The sequence below is a fragment of the Thiobacter subterraneus genome, from assembly GCF_055379455.1.
The window spans coordinates 1,544,941-1,560,670 of record NZ_AP042402.1; the positions used below are offsets into that span (position 1 = coordinate 1,544,941).

The window sequence follows — 15,730 nt, forward strand, 5'->3', positions numbered from 1 at the left end:
GGGGTTCCATCGTTTGGGGCTCCGAGTGGTTGCGATACCCCATTGGACGAATGTTCGACCTCGAAAGTCACATGCGGCGGTGAGGGCCGAGGGGTTCAGGTCGCGCGAGTCGCGGCTCGCCTTCCCGCGCACGGCATCGCGTACAACCCCGCCCGCTTCTGCTTGACCACGAGGGCGCGGTAGGCGGCCAGGGGTCCCTCGGCCTCGGGCTTGCCCCTGTCGCGCGCCTTGACCTTGAACACGTCGATGGGCTTGGCACTGTCGAACCCGGCGCGCCGCATGATCTGCTCGGCTCTTCGTGGTTCGCCCTTGAACGACCACAGGGCTTTGAACACCGCGGCCTGCGCCTGGGTGAGATGGATCGGCCCGTGCGGCCAGTCGGGCAACGTGACCCAGCGAAAGTCGGCGGAGAACGGGCCGTATACCGGCGTCGTGGGATCGCTCGCCTGCGGGTCTGATGGCTCACCCGGCATGCCGATGAACGCGATCCCGCCTGCGTAGAAGGCGAAGCGATCCTCCAGCGCCAGCCACTCCACCCCTGGGCCGAAGGGTGCGCCGCGCGTCTCGCGTGGCTTCGGCGTGATCACGCGGATCGCCCCGCCTGCGACCCGCACCCGCTCCAGCAGGGCCGGCTCGCGCCACAAACGAACGATGTCGCGTGCGAGCAGCACCGGCGAACGCCGTGCGTCACCCAGTCGCCACACACCCTCGCCGAGAGCGTCGATGCCGTCGCGGCTCTCGATCGAAAGCGCCAGCCGCAGCTTTCGGCGCAGCCACTCCTCGTCCAGCGCCAACGCTGCCATGTCGTCGGCCGAGACGGCTACCGGCCCGCACTCGGGGCAATGGCAGCTACGCCCCTGGCGCTCGTCGCCCCAGACCTGCGCCCGGTGCTGGTGGCAGTAGGGACACAACACGAATCGCTGATCCAGGGCCGTGGGCTTCACCGCCTGCCCGAGGGCCGGCAAGGCGGCGATCTCGCGGGGAGAGAGCGCGGCTCGAAGGATGGGCGTGCCGCCCGCGAACAAGCGGCACACCAGGGCCCAAGCGTCGTGTGTGGCCACCGATCAATCCCCGTAGATCGGCTGCGGGCTGGCCGTGTCCGCTTCCGGCGGCGCTTCCTGGGCGTTCAGCGTCTGACCGGGCTGTAGGATGCCGAGCGAGACCAGATAGCCCTCCAACTGTGCCTGCAACGCGGCATCGAACTTGTGCAGGTTCAGCCGACCGCGACGCGTCACCTCGACCGTGACGACCTTGGAACGCGCCTTTCCGGGTTCGGGCGGGTAGTACAGGTTGATGCGTGCCGCCGTGATCAACCAGCCGCGGGCCAGCGGGTCCTCACCGGGGAATTCCTCGCGCAGCAGTTCGGTGACGCAGCGCTGCTCGCTCGAGGCCATCGCCGTGCAATCGAGCTTGAGTAGCGTGCTCGGGCTCAGCACCGAAAGGGACTTGACCTGCAGCGCCACGAAACCGTCCGCCACGGCCTGCGGCACATCGAAGCCGAGGCGCAAGACCGACAGGTCCAGCGTCGGTGGCTTGATACGGTGCGCATCCACCTTGACGCCCAGCAGGTGCTCGGCGAAGGCGTCCACGAGCATCTGGTGGTATTTTGCGCCCCCGCGCACGAGGGTGCGGACGACCCCGGTGGCCGCCGAATATTCCAGCACCATGTGGATGTTCGGGTTGCCGACGCGACGGGTGAGATGGGCGCCCTCGAACTCCAGGCGCAGCATGGCCAGATCCTTGACGTGGACCGTCAGCAGGAACACGCCGGGGCGGCGTTCCACCAGGTAAGCCACGCTGCCGTCGCCACATTGAAGCTCGCGCTGATAGAAGGCCGAGATGGCCTGGCGCAGCGTGGTCAGTGCGGCATCCGAGGTGTTGGGCCGACGCCTCACGCCGAGGTCGTGCTGCTGGGCTTGTGACCCGTGGCGCTCCAGGTAGTCGAACTCGCACGCCCGCTCGAACAGCGCCGGATGGTTGGCATACAGCCAGAAGGAGCGGTGGGTGTCGCTCCGGCACCCCACCAGGCCCAACAGCGCGGCGCCGTCTCCGGCGGCGGCCTGGAACATCGCCTGCTTGCCGGCCGGGTCGGCCAACTGGATGCTGGCCATGAGGTTGCCAATCAAACGATCACGGGCGGCAACGTCGGGCCATGCGCGAACGGCCTCCACCAGCGCCTGTGAGGTGCGCGGCGTGTCCTCCCAGTCGAAATCGGCGGCAACAGGCAGGCCGTGTGAGGCCAGGAAAGAGCTGAGGGTCGCGTCCACCGGTAGTTCGAGCAGCACGTCGACGAAGGTTTTTTTCATCTTCTCGGTCCTTTCCGCAAGAGGTGTCGAGGGCTGCGGATCGATAGGGCAGATGCGCGGGCCAGCGACGGGGTGACTGAACAGAGTTCTCGCCAGAGTAAAGCAACGAGATACAGCGCGATTGTGTCCCAACCATTTCCGCCTGTCAATCAATATGGCACGTCTGGCGCGTTTCGGTATCTCTTGGCTATACTTGTGGGTAGTTTTCTCAGACTGACAGTCGATTCGAGACAGGACATCGCCATGGCTTCCGCGTTTGGATCTCGCCTGCGGCGATTTCGCGAGGCGAAGAAGTTGACCTTGCAGCAGGTGGCCGACGCCGTCGGCTGCACCAAGGCCTACATCTGGGAACTGGAGATGAAGGAGGGTCAACGCCCCTCGGCCGAGCGCGTGCAGGCGCTGGCCAAGGTGCTGGGCGTGACCATGGAGGACATCATGGGCGAACCCATGCCCGAGGTGCCCGAGGCCAGTCCCGAGGACGTGGCCTTCTTCCGTGCCTACGCCGGCATGCGAGAGGACGAGAAAGCGCGCGTGCGGCAGGCCTTGAAGATCATCTTCCCGGACAAGGATCTGCCGGATACCAAAAGGTGAACACGACCCCGGCCCTCAACGGCGCGATCGCCGCCAACAAAGTCCACCACTGGTTGCGGGCTTGGTACGGCGCGGACGTGCCCGAGGCCGTCGATCTCGATGTCGTGCGGCGGATGCTGCCGACCACGCCCTTCGGCCAAGGCGTGCGGGAGATCCTCCCTCCGGTGCAGTTCGACGACGAGGCCTTCGAGGGCCTGCTGGCGCGGGACCCGAGTGACCCTGAGGTCTGGGGTATCGCCTACAACGGCAGGGTCAGCCGCGAGCGCCAGCGCTTCACCATCGCGCACGAGCTCGGGCATTTCGTGCTGCACCGCAACCGGCAGCCGCGTTTCGACTGTGACAAGGAGAGCGTCCATTCGGGCCACGAGACGATGCGCCGGATCGAGCGCGAGGCCGACGACTTCGCCAGCAATTTGCTGATGCCCGGCGATCGGCTGCGCGAGTGGATCTCGAACGGACGCATCGATCTGCACGTCTTGAGCGCCATCGCTCAGCGCTTCGAGGTCTCGTTCGAGGCGCTGTGCATCCGTTTCATCAAGTACACCGAGCAGCGCGCGATCCTGGTCTACTGGGACAACGGCTACGCGAAGTACGAATGGCGCAGCAACAGCGCCGTCAGGACGCGCTCGCGCATCCGGCGCACCGGCGATCCGCAGGAACCGATACCCGGCACACTCGCCGCCGATACGAGCGTCGCGCAGGCCTGGGAGGGCGTCGAAATGTCCGCCGCGATCTGGTGCCCGGAGGAGGCACCCTACATGAAGCTGCGCGAGTTCAAGCACAGCTACGGCGCGCGGGATCGCGTCCTCACTCTCCTGCTACTGGAGGGCGCCGAGCCGCGCCGGTGGGATCGGTCGTGGCACGACGAGACGAACCACGATAGCTTCGACCAGTTCGCGCCGAATGCCCAGTTTCCGGTTCGCTAGGTAGGTTGGACTCCGAGCGATGGCCTTCTCTGTTTGTGATGCTTTGGCAGAAAACCCGGCGCGCTTCTGTGCTGCTCTTGCAATTGCCCCTACTGTAGATGCCGAGTCGCATTTGCCACAGTTCACGCAGCCGTCCGAAGCGCACCGAAGCGGAACAATGACCTTCGTACGATCTGGGGGTAGGAGTTTCGGCATCACTTGCTGGCATGTGGTAGAGACCCTTCGGAATGCCAATAAAACCGGAAAGCATCATCTTCTCAGGACCATGTTGAACGGCTTCTACGTCGTCCATGATCGCTTCGTCCGCCCAAGCCCTCCATTCGGGTCTTCGTCACTTGATGTCGCCATTCGAGAGCTGCATCCGGACTTCGCAAAGGCCTTGGGAAAAGAAGAAATCCCTCTTGATGAACTGCCGGAAGTTCCAGACGACGTCAGATTCGGCTACGCGGTTGGCTTCCCAGAGAGCGCGAAGCGACGTCGCGAAGAGGATCGTGGCTATCGTGTCTCGATGCCCCAATGTTGCGTGCTTGCCGAAATCCACCGCCAACCGGATCAGAGATTCACTCTGCACTCGCAGGTTCCTCGCGAGGCTGTGGCGTATGAGCAATTCAGTGGGATGAGCGGAGGCCCGATATTCTGGAGCGACGAACATCAGTTCGGTATCTACGGCATTGTCTATGAAGGGGGTTCCGTGCCCTCTTCTGAAGACACAGCCGAGATCTACATCTTCGGCGAACTCGCCACCCCGAACACGATTCGAGGTTGGATCAAGGAGGTCCCCGCGCTGAAGTTCTGATCTGCCGCGCATTCCCGCCCAAACCCGTTACGCGAAGCGCCATCGATTCCTAGCATGACGAGCGTTTTTCATCGAAACGCCTGCCATGCACGAACCCGAACCCTTCTTCCCGCCCCGTGGGGCTGACCGGCCTCGGCACGCGCACCAAGAGATCGTCGATCTGCTGGCCTGCGCCCTGCTGCGGCTTCGCGCACGTCCCTCTCCGCCATCCGATCATCCCGGCACCGACAGGGACTCGGTTGGCCTTGGCTTTCCCGGCCAACAGCGCGTGAATGCGAACCCCGATGACCACCAAGGAGTTCGCCGATGACGACACACGCACGCCCCGCAGACCCGGCCACCGTCACCGCCCGCATCGCACAGCTACCCGATTTGTCGATGGAGGACCTCTGGGCGCTGTGGGACGAGTATTTCGAGGAGCGCCCGAAGCACCACCACCGCACCTGGCTGGAAAGCCGCCTGGCCTACCGCATCCAGGAGCGCGCCTTCGGCGGATTGAAGTCTGCCACCCGCCGCAAGCTCGAGCAGATTGGTGAAACAGGCCTCCTACCGCGCGGGCTGCGCCGCGAGGCGAATCGGCTGCTGCCGGGCACGGTACTCACCCGGATCTTCGACGACGTCGAGCACCGCGTCCTGGTGCGCGGACCCGGTGACTTCGAGTACCAGGGCCAGCGGTTCAAGAGCCTGACGGCGATCGCCCGCCACATCACCGGGACGCCGTGGTCGGGCCCCGCGTTCTTCGGCCTGAAGGCCAAGGATGGTCAGAAGGAGATGGCATGAGATCACAACGACCCGTGTCCTCGTCGACCATGCCGACCCCGGCCCCGGTCACGCCAAAAAAGCGCTGCGCGGTCTATACTCGCAAGTCCAGCGACGAGGGACTGGACCAGGAGTACAACAGCCTGGAGGCCCAACGCGACGCCGGGCTGGCCTACATCGCCAGCCAACGCCACGAAGGCTGGATCGCCGTCGAGGAGGGTTATGACGACGGCGGCTACTCCGGCGGCAACCTCGACCGCCCGGCGCTCAAGCGGCTGCTGGCCGACATCGAAGCCGGCCGCATCGACATCGTGGTCGTCTACAAGATCGACCGATTGACGCGCAGCCTGGCCGACTTCGCCAAGCTGGTGGAGGTGTTCGACCGCAACGGCGTCTCGTTCGTGGCGGTCACGCAGCAGTTCAACACCACCACCTCGATGGGGCGGCTCACGCTCAACATCCTGCTGTCCTTCGCGCAGTTCGAGCGCGAGGTCACGGGCGAGCGCATCCGCGACAAGATCGCCGCCAGCAAGGCCAAGGGGATGTGGATGGGCGGCATGCCGCCGCTGGGCTATGACGTGGTCGAGCGCAAGCTCGTCGTCAACGCACGCGAAGCGGCCCTGGTGCGCGACATCTTCCGGCGCTATGCCGAGCATGGCTCGGCGGCGCGGCTGGTGCGGGAGTTGGCCATCGAAGGCCACACGACCAAGGCCTGGGTGACCCAGGGCGGACGCCAGCGCACGGGCCGACCCATCGACCAGCAATACATCTTCGCCTTGTTGCGCAACCGCATCTACCTGGGTGAGATCCGCAACCACGGCACCTGGTACCCCGGCCAGCACGAGGCCATCGTGCCGCAAGAGTTATGGGACGCCGCGCACGCGTTCATCGAGCGCCGCAAGCAGGCGCCGCGCGAGCACCGGGCCAAGCATCCGGCGCTGCTCGCGGGGCTGCTGTTCGCCCCCGATGGCCAGCGCATGCTGCACACCTTCGTCAAGAAGAAAAGCGGACGTCTCTACCGCTACTACGTCCCCTATCTGCACAAGCGCCGCAACGCCGGTGCAAGCCTCACGCCCAACGCCCCGGACGTCGGCCATCTGCCCGCGGCCGAGATCGAGAACGCGGTGCTCGCGCAGATCCACGCGGCGCTGTCGGCACCGGAAGTGCTGATCGGCACCTGGCGGGCATGCCAGCGTCACCCGGCCGGTGCCGCCCTCGACGAAGCGCAGGCGGTGGTGGCGATGCGACGCATCGGCGACGTGTGGGCGCAGTTGTTCCCGGCCGAGCAGCAACGCATTGCGCGCCTGCTGATCGAGCGAGTGCAACTGCATGAGCACGGGCTCGACATCCTCTGGCGCGAGGACGGCTGGCTGGGACTGGGGCCCGAGATCGGTGCACACCCCTTGGTCGAGGAGTGCCGCGCGAGCGCCGAGGAGGTCTTGGCATGAACCAGGTGCCATCCAATCCCGTGCCGAACACCCGCCGCCGCGCGATCCGGGTCGAGGTCGGCCACGATGCGCGCAGCTACGTCAATGGCGGCCAGCGGGTGACCGTGGTGCCGCTGACGATCAAGCGGCGGCACAACCGCAAGCTCCTGATCCCGCCCACGCCCGAGTCCGCCGCGCAAACGGCGGGTGGGCTGGACGCGCCGATGATCAAGACGCTCGGCAAGGCCTTCTACTGGAAGCGGCTGCTCGAGGAGGGGCGCCATGCCACGACGACCGAGTTGGCGCACGCCCTGAAATTGGAGCCCGGCTGGGTGGCCGAGGTGCTGCGTTTGACCTTGCTGGCCCCCGACATCGTCGAAGCCATCCTGGACGGCCGCCAGCCGCGCCATCTGAACCTGCAGACCCTGCGTGGGCGGCACGAGCTGCTGCCGCGCGACTGGGCCGAGCAGCGCAAGGTGCTCGGGTTCGACAGCCGTGACGGCTGAGGTCATCCGACAACCACCGCGACGGCCGATTGCGTGCTCGCCGTCGGAATATCTGCCACGGCACCGATTGGCGAACCCGAAGTTTCTGCGTGGTTCGCCATTCCGTCCCTCGTATGTTCGCCACCCGAGGCCTGCAATGACGCCTGTTCCTCAACAGCGTCATAGGAGGTCTCCATGCCGACAACGGCAAGCACCATCACCCGGTCGCCACTCGAGGCGATCAACGGCCTGAATCCCGGCGATCGTCGGGTCCTCAACGAGAACGAGCTTGCGCAGCGCTGGGGCTTGAGCCCCAAGACCCTGCAGCGCTGGCGCAGCGAAGGGCGTGGCCCGCGCTACCTGAAGCTGTCCAAGCGCGTCGGCTACCCCCTGGAGTCGGTCATCGAGTTCGAGCGCAACGCCCTGCACGACTCGACCTCCGAGCGCGCGGCGCGCTGAAGGGGGAGGCCATGAGCGATTTGACTCTCTACCCCGCCGACATCGCCGCGATGTCCGTCTCGCAACTGGCCGCGCTGCCACCGGCGCAGAAGGCCGAGATCAGCCGCAACCTGGACGAAGCGCTGGCTTGGCTCAAGCAGGCGCGCGCGAAGTTCGACGCCGCACTCGATGCCGCCTACGGCGAGCAGGCCCGTGCTGCGCGCCTGGAAGCCGGCAAAGACTTCGGCGTCGTGCACCTGAACGACGGGCTGCTTCGCGTGACCGTCGATCTCCCCAAGCGCGTGTCCTGGGACCAGGCGCGACTGTCGGAGATGGCCCGGCGCATCGCCGCCGCCGGCGAGCGCGTCGAGGACTATCTCGACGTCGAGTACTCGGTGTCCGAGTCCCGCTTCAATGCCTGGCCGGCGGCGCTGCGCACGCAGTTCGAGCCGGCCCGCACCGTCAAGCCCGGCAAGCCCACGTTTCGGCTAGCCCTCGTCTCGGAGGAGTGATCCATGAGCACCGAACTGATCCCGTTTGATTTCGAAGGCCGTCCGATCCGGGTCATCACCGATGCCCAGGGCGAACCGTGGTTCGTCGCGGCGGATGTGTGCGCGGTTCTTGAACTGCCGAACACCACCCGCGCCCTGGCGCGGCTGGACCCTGACGAGCAAGCCCTGATCTCAATTCAGGGCATCTCGCGCGGCAATGATCAGGTCAACGTCGTCAACGAGCCCGGGCTGTACAGCCTGGTGCTGGGCAGCCGCAAGCCCGAGGCCAAGCGCTTCAAGCGCTGGGTGACCCACGAGGTGCTGCCGGCCATCCGCAAGACGGGTCGCTACGTGCTGTCCGGAACACCGGCCCTGCCTGCTCCCACCCAGGACCGGGTGTGCGCGATCCTGCTGATCGGCGAGGCCGTGGCCAAAGTTCCCGGGGTGAAACCCGGCATCGCGATGGCGGCCACGCTCACCTGCATCCAGGAGAACACGGGTCTGGCGGTCGAGACGCTGCGTCGGGCGCTACCCGCTGCGGACGAGTCGATCTGCTCCCTCAACGCCACCCAGCTCGGCAAGCTGCTCGGCCTGTCGGCCAAGGCCACCAACCAGCACCTGGCCCGCCACGGCTTGCAGTTCCGCAACGAGCGCGACGAGTGGGAACTGACCGAGGCCGGCGAGGCCTGGGCCGAGGCGATGCCGTACTCGCGCAACGGGCACAGCGGCTACCAGATCCTCTGGAACCCTCTGGTGGCCGAGCGGCTGAAGGAGGTGGCGTGATGGCGCTTCCCCTCATCACCGCCGATGAGCGCCTCGCCGAGAAGCAAGGCGTCAAGCTGGTGCTGCTGGGCAAGAGCGGCATCGGCAAGACCAGCCAGCTCAAGACGCTGCCGGAAGGCTCGACCCTGTTCATCGACCTCGAGGCCGGCGACTTGGCCGTCAAGGACTGGCGCGGCGACTGCGTGCGGCCGGCCACCTGGCCGGAGTTCCGCGACCTGGTGGTGTTCCTCGCCGGCCCGAACCCGGCGCTGCCGGCCGACGCCCCGTACTCCGAGGCGCACTACCGCGCGGTTTGCGACCGGTACGGCGATCCCCGGCAACTGACCAAGTACGACACCTACTTCGTCGATTCGATCACCGTGCTCGCACGCCTGGCGCTCGTCTGGGCCAAGACCCAGCCGCAGGCCTACAGCGAGCGCACCGGCAAGCCCGACACCCGCGGCGCCTACGGGCTGCTGGGCGCCGAGCTCATCGGGGCGCTGACCCACCTGCAGCACGCGCGCGGCAAGCACGTCGTGTTCGTGGCCATCCTCGACGAGCGGCTGGACGACTTCAACCGCCGCGTCTTCGTGCCGCAGATCGAGGGCGCCAAGACCGCGGCGGAACTCCCCGGCATCGTCGATGAGGTCATCACCTTGGCCGAGATCAAGGCCGAGGACGGATCGAGCTACCGCGCCTTCGTCTGCCACACCGTCAACCCCTACGGCGTTCCCGCCAAGGACCGAAGCGGCCAGCTCGAACTGCTGGAGCCGCCGAAACTGGCCGCACTCATCGCCAAGTGCGCCGCCGCTACCCGAATCCCGCCATCCCCCACCGCCTTCAAGGAGTAAGCCATGACCGATTGGTGCGATTTCAACGACGCGCAGCAGCAGCAAAGCTTCGACCTCATCCCCAAGGGCACGCTCGCCAAGGTACGCATGACCCTCAAGCCCGGGGGCTTCGATGACCCGGCGCAGGGCTGGACGGGCGGCTGGGCCACGCAGAGCTACGAGTCCGGCTCGGTGTATCTGGCCTGCGAGTTCGTGGTGCTGGAGGGCGAGTACGCCCGCCGCAAGCTCTGGAGCAACATCGGCCTGCATTCCCCGAAGGGCCCGGCCTGGGGCCAGATGGGCCGCAGCTTCGTGCGCGCCATCCTCAACAGCGCCCGCCACGTCCATCCCCAGGACAACGGCCCGCAGGCGGTGGCGGCGCGGCGCATCCAGGGTTTCCATGAGCTGGACGGCATCGAGTTTGCGGCCCGCATCGACATCGAGAAGGACGGCCGCGGGGAACTGAAGAACGTCATCAAGAGCGCCGTCGAGCCCGACCACCCGGACTACGCGCGGCTCATGGGCCTGCCGCCCAAGACGCCGGGCAACGGCTCCTCTGGTGCGCCGGCGGCGGTGGTTCCGCCCCATGAGATGACCGCGCCGGTCGCCCCGCAACGTCCCGCCGTGCCGGGCAAGCCGGCCTGGGCGCAGTGAGAGGAGGCCGCGGCGTGAATGAAATGCTGGATTTGCAAACGACAGGCGCGCGGCTACGGCCACGCGGACCTTCGGCATCCGGTGGGCGACGCCAGGCGCTATCCGATCGACTGGGTGTTCTGCTCACGGCGCTGCCAGCAGGCGTTTCACGCGCTCTACGGCCAGTGGCGGCGCGTGCAGGAGGGGGACATCGACAAGCGGGAGGTCGCGATGATCGATCCGTCTGAGGTCGAACGGGCCGCGATGCGGGCTTGCCTCAAGGCCTTCGGCGAAGCAGCCGAGGCCATCGGCTTCGACAAGCCGCTCCTCGCGTACTCCGAGGCCGAGGCCCTGCAGGTGATCGACGCCATCGTCACCGGCTACACCGAGGCGATGGTCGCGCACCACGAGGCGAGCAAATACCCGCCGGTGCGCGGGCTCAAAGACCCTGTGTCCGACCCCTTCGCGGATCTGGAAGACGACCTGCCGTGGGAGGTGACGTCATGATGGACTTCAATGCCTCCAAGAGCCTGTCGGGCCAGATCACGGCGCTGATCGAGGCGGCCATGCAGCGGTCGCGCGCGGCGCAGCCGCGCCGCAGCTACCTCGGCGCCTCGCGCCTGGGGGCCGCGTGCGAGCGGCAGTTGCAGTACGAGTTCGCGGACGCCCCGGTCGATCCGGGCCGCGAGACCGACGGACGCCTGCTGCGCATCTTCGAGCGCGGCCATGTGATGGAGGCCTGCATGGCCGCCTGGCTGCGCGCCGCCGGCTTCGACCTGCGCACGCGCGACGACAGGGGTGAGCCCTTCGGTTTCTCGGCGCTCGACGGACGCCTGCAGGGGCATGTCGACGGAATCCTCGTCGCCGGGCCGGATCTCGGCCCAGGCGTTGGCTATCCGGCGCTGTGGGAGAACAAAGCCTTGAGCGCGAAGTCCTGGCGGGAGCTCGAGAAGCACCGCCTGGCCGTGGCCAAGCCCGTCTACGCCGCGCAGGTGGCCGTCTACCAGGCCTACCTCGGCCTGCACGAACACCCGGCGCTGTTCACCGCGGTCAACGCCGACACGATGGAGCTCTACGCCGAGCGGGTGCCCTTCGATGCCCCGCTGGCGCAGCGCATGTCGGATCGCGCCGTCAAAGTGATCTCGGCCACCGACGCCGGCGAGCTGCTGCCGCGCGGCTTCGCCGATCCCACCCACGTCGAATGCCGGATGTGCCCTTGGCAGGACCGGTGCTGGAGGGTTGCGACATGAACGACACACCGCTGACGCAGGTGCTCGCAGAGCGCTTGATCGACGCCCGTGAGGCCGCGCACGCGCTCAACCTGCCGCTGTACTGGCTCACGCACGCCAAGGAGCGCCGGCGCCTGCACCTGCCGCACTACCGGGTCGGCAAGCTGCTGCGCTTCAAGCTTTCCGAACTGATCGCGTGGATGGAGGAGCACCAGGCCCTGCGCCCGGCCGACGCAGCACTGAAGGAGGCTGGGGATGCTGGACTTCAATGACACCGCGCCCGAGATCGCGGCGTCCGAGCGCCGCGAAGCCGTGCGCAGCGCCCTGCTCGGGCGTTTGGAGGGGCTACTGTCCATGCTGTTCCCCGCCGGCCGCACGCGCCGCGGCAAGTTCCTGATCGGCGACGTGCTGGGCAGCCCCGGCGACAGCCTGGAAGTGGTGCTCGCGGGCGAGAAGGCGGGCCTGTGGACCGACCGCGCTACCGGCGAGGGCGGTGACGTCTTCGACCTCATCGCCGCCCATCACGGCCTCGACGCCGAGCGCGACTTTGCCCGCGTCCTCGATCTGGCCGAAGACCTCGTCGGCCGCGCCCCCACGGCCCCGGCGCGCAAGCGCCGCAAGGAGACCCCGGTCGACGACCTGGGTCCCGCGACCGCCAAGTGGGACTACCTCGATGCGCAGGGGCGGCTCATCGCCGTCGTCTACCGCTACGACCCACCGGGACGCAAGAAGGAGTTCAGGCCGTGGGATGCCAAGCGCCGCAAGATGACGCCGCCCGAGCCGAGGCCGTTGTACAACCAGCCAGGGATGATCAACGCCGCACAGGTGGTGCTGGTCGAGGGCGAGAAGTGCGCGCAGGCGCTGATCGACGTCGGCATCGTGGCCACCACCGCGATGCACGGGGCGAACGCTCCGGTCGACAAGACCGACTGGTCGCCGCTGAAGGACAAGGCCGTGCTGATCTGGCCCGACCGCGACAAGCCGGGCTGGGAGTACGCGACGCAAGCGGCGCAGGCCATCCTGTCGGCCGGCGCCAAGTCCTGCCACATCCTCTATCCGCCCGAAGATGCGCCGGAGGGCTGGGATGCGGCCGACGCCATCGCCCAAGGCTACGACGTGGCCGCTTTCCTCGCCCACGGCCCGCGTGTGCAGGTGCATGACATCGAGGACCCTGGCGAGCCGGTGATCGGGGCGGACGAATCGGTCTGGGGCACCGAAGATGCCCTGGCGCTGGCCTTCACCCGGCGCTACCACCGCGACTGGCGCTACGTGGCCGCCTGGGGCCGCTGGCTGGTGTGGGATGGGCGGCGCTGGCGCAACGAGGACACGCTGGCCGCGACGGACCTGATCCGCGGTGTTTGCCGCCAGACGGCAGTGCGCGCGGACAATCCCAAGGTCGCTGCCAGATTGGCCAGCGCGGGAACGGTGGGCGGTGTGGAGCGCCTGGCGCGTGCCGACCGCAGACACGCGGCCACCACCGATGAATGGGATGCCGATCCCTGGCTGCTCAACACCCCGGGCGGCGTGGTCGATCTCAAGACCGGCCGGATGCGCCCGCACGACCGCGCCGACCGGATGACCAAGATCACCACGGCCACGCCCGGCGGCGACTGCCCGATCTGGCGGCAGTTCATCGACGAAGTCACGGGCGGTGATGTGGAGCTGCAGGCTTACCTGCAGCGCATGGTCGGCTATGCGCTGACCGGCTCGACGCAGGAGCACGCGCTGTTCTTCCTCTACGGCACCGGCGCGAACGGCAAGTCGGTGTTCGTCAACACCGTGGCGACCATCCTGGGCGACTACGCGGCCAACGCGCCCATGGACACCTTCATGGAGACGCGATCCGACCGGCATCCGACCGACATGGCGGGCCTGCGCGGGGCGCGCTTCGTGGCAGCGATCGAGACCGAGCAAGGGCGACGCTGGGCCGAGTCCAAGGTCAAGAGCCTGACCGGCGGCGACAAGATCTCGGCGCGTTTCATGCGCCAGGACTTCTTCGAGTTCTGGCCGCAGTTCAAGCTCTTCGTCGCCGGCAACCACAAGCCCGCCATCCGCAACATCGACGAGGCGATGAAGCGGCGGCTGCACCTGATCCCCTTCACGATCACCGTGCCACCCGAGCGGCGCGACAAACATCTGCAGCAGAAATTGCTGGCCGAACGCGACGGGATCTTGGCCTGGGCGATCGAGGGGTGCCTGGCCTGGCAGCGTCTGGGCCGGCTCGATCCGCCGCTGCAGGTGGTCGCGGCCACCGAGGAGTACTTCGAGGCCGAGGACGCCTTGGGCCGCTGGCTGGAGGAGCGCTGCGTGCGCGAGGCCAACGCCAAGTCGCTGACCGCTGAACTCTTCAACGACTGGAAGCAGTGGGCGGAGGCCGCAGGCGAGTTCGTCGGCTCGCAGCGCCGCTTCTCCGACCTCTTGATCACCCGCGGAGTCGAGAAGTGGCGCAACGCTGCCGGCATCCGGGGCTTTCGTGGCGTGGGCCTCAAGCACCCGATGCAGCCCGCCTACACCCCCTATGCCGACGACTGACCCCCCATGACCACCGGCAGGACTGACGCATCTGACGCTGTCCATCGTAAGTCTCTACGCGCGTGCGCGTGCGCGCGCCTCATGGGAGTTATCGATATCGTGCGTCGGATGCGTCAGTCCCCACCGAACGAGGACTGACACCATGCACACCACGATCCTGGCCCTGGACCTGGGCACGACCACCGGCTGGGCGCTGCGCGACGGCTCCGGCCACATCACCAGCGGCGCCGTCTGCTTCCGCCCCCAGCGCTTCGAAGGCGGCGGCATGCGCTTCCTGCGCTTCCGCCGCTGGATTGCTGAACTTCAGCAATCGGTTTCTGAAATTCAGTTTTTGTACTTCGAGGAGGTGCGGCGACACGCCGGTGTCGACGCCGCGCACGCCTACGGCGGGTTCCTGGCCACGCTCACGGCCTGGTGCGAGCACCACGGCATCCCCTATGCGGGCGTGCCGGTGGGCACGATCAAAAAGCACGCCACAGGCCGTGGCAATGCCCGCAAGGACGCGATGCTGGCCGCCGCCCGCGCCCGCGGTCACAGCCCCGCCGACGACAACGAGGCCGACGCGCTGGCCTTGTTGTACTGGGCCATCGAGCGCCACGACGCGGCGCAGGAGGGGTGAGATGCACATCCCGACCCCTCGCTACCGCTGCCCGCTCGCCCGGCTGCAGCCCGAGCCGATGGACGTGGAAGCCGTCAAGCGCCAGGGCTGGCGCGAGCAGCGCGTGCTCGTCATTGGTCTGGACGATGCCCGGCTGGACTGGACGGAGCGCGAGCTGATCCGGCAAATCGGCGACCGACTCTACGGTGCACGGGAGGCACGCCATGGCTGAGTGGACCGTCGAGCGTGTGGCCGAGCGCTTCCGCGAGGCCGCCATCACCGCGCATCGCCTGCCAGCCGTGCGCGTGCAGGGCTACTTCAACACCTGGCCCGCGATCCGGCGCATGCCCTGGGAGACGCTGGGGGCCGAACCCTCGATCCGGCGCTTCCCGCCCGCGCCCGAGACGGTCGAGCGGATGCTCGAGACCATGCGCTGGGTGCTGTGGCTGCAGGAGGAGGAGCGGCACCTCGTGTGGATGCGTGCCGAGCGCCACCGCTGGCGCGATATCTGCGCCCGCTTCGGCTGCGACCGCACCACGGCTTGGCGGAGGTGGCAGCGCGCCTTACAGACGGTCGCCGACCAGCTCAATGGCGTCGTCACGGCGTAGTGATTTAGCATGATTTAGCGCGTGTGGTCGGCAATGCGCGGGCATCGGCGGCAGTGAGCGGTTTTTGACCCTGCAACAGATTCGCCGATCCGGGGGTAATATTTCAGCTATCTTCTGGACAGCAGTGACGGTCGAGGAAGCCGCCCGGACACCCAAGGGTCCTTCCTGGCCACAGCGCCATGCGGGGGGCGCGCGCGCGGCATTCGGCTTGCGTCCGATCCCGAAACGAGGTTACCGGGGTTACCAGTCACCACCCCGGTGACCCCCTGAATCGAGTGACCACCCTTCGATGACCCGCCCTTCGTGGCGGGTTTTTGCT

General features: G+C 67.4%; 20 protein-coding genes. 18 read left to right on the forward strand and 2 right to left on the reverse strand.

Translation table 11 applies throughout. The annotated features are described in order from the left end of the window. Window positions 1–95: 95 nt before the first annotated feature. Window positions 96–1,061 (reverse strand): hypothetical protein, encoded by a 966-nt coding sequence (locus ACZ42P_RS07765; RefSeq protein ID WP_464896983.1) that lies wholly within the window; start codon window positions 1,059–1,061, stop codon window positions 96–98. A 3-nt stretch (window positions 1,062–1,064) separates the two neighbouring features. Further along, complete coding sequence (locus ACZ42P_RS07770; protein WP_464896984.1) at window positions 1,065–2,306, reverse strand: hypothetical protein; 1,242 nt, start codon at window positions 2,304–2,306, stop codon at window positions 1,065–1,067. 243 nt (window positions 2,307–2,549) lie between these two features. Between ACZ42P_RS07770 and ACZ42P_RS07775 the strand changes: the two genes are divergently transcribed. The 18 genes from ACZ42P_RS07775 to ACZ42P_RS07860 all read left to right on the forward strand — a co-directional run bounded on the left by ACZ42P_RS07775 (window position 2,550) and on the right by ACZ42P_RS07860 (window position 15,411). Next, window positions 2,550–2,897 (forward strand): helix-turn-helix domain-containing protein, encoded by a 348-nt coding sequence (locus ACZ42P_RS07775; protein ID WP_464896985.1) that lies wholly within the window; start codon window positions 2,550–2,552, stop codon window positions 2,895–2,897. Continuing rightward, the gene (locus tag ACZ42P_RS07780) at window positions 2,894–3,823 is read left to right on the forward strand and encodes an ImmA/IrrE family metallo-endopeptidase (protein ID WP_464896986.1); all 930 of its coding nucleotides are present in this window, start codon (window positions 2,894–2,896) and stop codon (window positions 3,821–3,823) included. The genes ACZ42P_RS07775 and ACZ42P_RS07780 overlap by 4 nt, the downstream gene beginning before the upstream one ends. A 19-nt stretch (window positions 3,824–3,842) precedes the next feature. Beyond that, the gene (locus ACZ42P_RS07785; RefSeq protein ID WP_464896987.1) at window positions 3,843–4,619 is read left to right on the forward strand and encodes a hypothetical protein; all 777 of its coding nucleotides are present in this window, start codon (window positions 3,843–3,845) and stop codon (window positions 4,617–4,619) included. A 306-nt stretch (window positions 4,620–4,925) separates the two neighbouring features. Next, window positions 4,926–5,399 carry a DUF2924 domain-containing protein gene (locus ACZ42P_RS07790; protein ID WP_464896988.1) on the forward strand — a complete coding sequence of 158 codons (474 nt, stop codon included), beginning with the start codon at window positions 4,926–4,928 and terminating at the stop codon, window positions 5,397–5,399. Continuing rightward, window positions 5,396–6,826: a recombinase family protein gene (locus ACZ42P_RS07795; protein WP_464896989.1), complete on the forward strand. Its 1,431-nt coding sequence runs from the start codon at window positions 5,396–5,398 to the stop codon at window positions 6,824–6,826. Before ACZ42P_RS07790 ends, ACZ42P_RS07795 begins: the two co-directional genes overlap by 4 nt. Beyond that, the gene (locus tag ACZ42P_RS07800) at window positions 6,823–7,311 is read left to right on the forward strand and encodes a hypothetical protein (protein ID WP_464896990.1); all 489 of its coding nucleotides are present in this window, start codon (window positions 6,823–6,825) and stop codon (window positions 7,309–7,311) included. Before ACZ42P_RS07795 ends, ACZ42P_RS07800 begins: the two co-directional genes overlap by 4 nt. 174 nt (window positions 7,312–7,485) lie before the next feature. Further along, window positions 7,486–7,749 carry a helix-turn-helix transcriptional regulator gene (locus tag ACZ42P_RS07805; RefSeq protein ID WP_464896991.1) on the forward strand — a complete coding sequence of 88 codons (264 nt, stop codon included), beginning with the start codon at window positions 7,486–7,488 and terminating at the stop codon, window positions 7,747–7,749. A gap of 11 nt (window positions 7,750–7,760) precedes the next feature. Continuing rightward, window positions 7,761–8,240 carry a hypothetical protein gene (locus ACZ42P_RS07810; RefSeq protein WP_464896992.1) on the forward strand — a complete coding sequence of 160 codons (480 nt, stop codon included), beginning with the start codon at window positions 7,761–7,763 and terminating at the stop codon, window positions 8,238–8,240. Between the two features lie 3 nt (window positions 8,241–8,243). After that, window positions 8,244–9,002, forward strand: a complete 759-nt coding sequence (locus ACZ42P_RS07815; protein ID WP_464896993.1) for a BRO-N domain-containing protein — start codon at window positions 8,244–8,246, stop codon at window positions 9,000–9,002. Then, a complete protein-coding gene (locus tag ACZ42P_RS07820; protein WP_464896994.1) occupies window positions 9,002–9,832 on the forward strand; it encodes an ATP-binding protein in 831 nt (276 codons plus the stop codon). The genes ACZ42P_RS07815 and ACZ42P_RS07820 overlap by 1 nt, the downstream gene beginning before the upstream one ends. Window positions 9,833–9,835: 3 nt before the next feature. Next, a complete protein-coding gene (locus tag ACZ42P_RS07825) occupies window positions 9,836–10,465 on the forward strand; it encodes a hypothetical protein (protein WP_464896995.1) in 630 nt (209 codons plus the stop codon). Window positions 10,466–10,483: 18 nt separating this feature from the next. Beyond that, on the forward strand, window positions 10,484–10,951 hold the full coding sequence (locus ACZ42P_RS07830; RefSeq protein ID WP_464896996.1) for a DUF6511 domain-containing protein: 468 nt from the start codon (window positions 10,484–10,486) through the stop codon (window positions 10,949–10,951). Then, window positions 10,948–11,694, forward strand: a complete 747-nt coding sequence (locus ACZ42P_RS07835; protein WP_464896997.1) for a hypothetical protein — start codon at window positions 10,948–10,950, stop codon at window positions 11,692–11,694. Before ACZ42P_RS07830 ends, ACZ42P_RS07835 begins: the two co-directional genes overlap by 4 nt. Next, window positions 11,691–11,945, forward strand: a complete 255-nt coding sequence (locus ACZ42P_RS07840; protein ID WP_464896998.1) for a helix-turn-helix domain-containing protein — start codon at window positions 11,691–11,693, stop codon at window positions 11,943–11,945. Before ACZ42P_RS07835 ends, ACZ42P_RS07840 begins: the two co-directional genes overlap by 4 nt. Next, entirely contained in the window at window positions 11,929–14,205 is a 2,277-nt protein-coding gene (locus ACZ42P_RS07845; protein WP_464896999.1) for a phage/plasmid primase, P4 family, read from the forward strand. The genes ACZ42P_RS07840 and ACZ42P_RS07845 overlap by 17 nt, the downstream gene beginning before the upstream one ends. Before the next feature lie 142 nt (window positions 14,206–14,347). Next, complete coding sequence (locus ACZ42P_RS07850; RefSeq protein ID WP_464897000.1) at window positions 14,348–14,824, forward strand: crossover junction endodeoxyribonuclease RuvC; 477 nt, start codon at window positions 14,348–14,350, stop codon at window positions 14,822–14,824. Between the two features lies 1 nt (window position 14,825). Further along, window positions 14,826–15,035: a hypothetical protein gene (locus tag ACZ42P_RS07855; RefSeq protein WP_464897001.1), complete on the forward strand. Its 210-nt coding sequence runs from the start codon at window positions 14,826–14,828 to the stop codon at window positions 15,033–15,035. Next, window positions 15,028–15,411, forward strand: coding sequence for a DUF6362 family protein (locus ACZ42P_RS07860; RefSeq protein WP_464897002.1), 384 nt, complete (start codon window positions 15,028–15,030; stop codon window positions 15,409–15,411). Before ACZ42P_RS07855 ends, ACZ42P_RS07860 begins: the two co-directional genes overlap by 8 nt. Window positions 15,412–15,730 lie beyond the last annotated feature (319 nt).

Coding starts and splice junctions, on each gene's coding strand:
- ACZ42P_RS07790 (WP_464896988.1), top strand. CDS start 4,926: ATGACGACACACGCACGCCCCGCAGACCCGGCCACCGTCACCGCCCGC.
- ACZ42P_RS07850 (WP_464897000.1), top strand. CDS start 14,348: ATGCACACCACGATCCTGGCCCTGGACCTGGGCACGACCACCGGCTGG.
- ACZ42P_RS07775 (WP_464896985.1), top strand. CDS start 2,550: ATGGCTTCCGCGTTTGGATCTCGCCTGCGGCGATTTCGCGAGGCGAAG.
- ACZ42P_RS07795 (WP_464896989.1), top strand. CDS start 5,396: ATGAGATCACAACGACCCGTGTCCTCGTCGACCATGCCGACCCCGGCC.
- ACZ42P_RS07830 (WP_464896996.1), top strand. CDS start 10,484: ATGAAATGCTGGATTTGCAAACGACAGGCGCGCGGCTACGGCCACGCG.
- ACZ42P_RS07860 (WP_464897002.1), top strand. CDS start 15,028: ATGGCTGAGTGGACCGTCGAGCGTGTGGCCGAGCGCTTCCGCGAGGCC.
- ACZ42P_RS07825 (WP_464896995.1), top strand. CDS start 9,836: ATGACCGATTGGTGCGATTTCAACGACGCGCAGCAGCAGCAAAGCTTC.
- ACZ42P_RS07800 (WP_464896990.1), top strand. CDS start 6,823: ATGAACCAGGTGCCATCCAATCCCGTGCCGAACACCCGCCGCCGCGCG.
- ACZ42P_RS07835 (WP_464896997.1), top strand. CDS start 10,948: ATGATGGACTTCAATGCCTCCAAGAGCCTGTCGGGCCAGATCACGGCG.
- ACZ42P_RS07810 (WP_464896992.1), top strand. CDS start 7,761: ATGAGCGATTTGACTCTCTACCCCGCCGACATCGCCGCGATGTCCGTC.
- ACZ42P_RS07815 (WP_464896993.1), top strand. CDS start 8,244: ATGAGCACCGAACTGATCCCGTTTGATTTCGAAGGCCGTCCGATCCGG.
- ACZ42P_RS07845 (WP_464896999.1), top strand. CDS start 11,929: ATGCTGGACTTCAATGACACCGCGCCCGAGATCGCGGCGTCCGAGCGC.
- ACZ42P_RS07820 (WP_464896994.1), top strand. CDS start 9,002: ATGGCGCTTCCCCTCATCACCGCCGATGAGCGCCTCGCCGAGAAGCAA.
- ACZ42P_RS07855 (WP_464897001.1), top strand. CDS start 14,826: ATGCACATCCCGACCCCTCGCTACCGCTGCCCGCTCGCCCGGCTGCAG.
- ACZ42P_RS07805 (WP_464896991.1), top strand. CDS start 7,486: ATGCCGACAACGGCAAGCACCATCACCCGGTCGCCACTCGAGGCGATC.
- ACZ42P_RS07770 (WP_464896984.1), bottom strand. CDS start 2,306: ATGAAAAAAACCTTCGTCGACGTGCTGCTCGAACTACCGGTGGACGCG.
- ACZ42P_RS07840 (WP_464896998.1), top strand. CDS start 11,691: ATGAACGACACACCGCTGACGCAGGTGCTCGCAGAGCGCTTGATCGAC.
- ACZ42P_RS07785 (WP_464896987.1), top strand. CDS start 3,843: ATGGCCTTCTCTGTTTGTGATGCTTTGGCAGAAAACCCGGCGCGCTTC.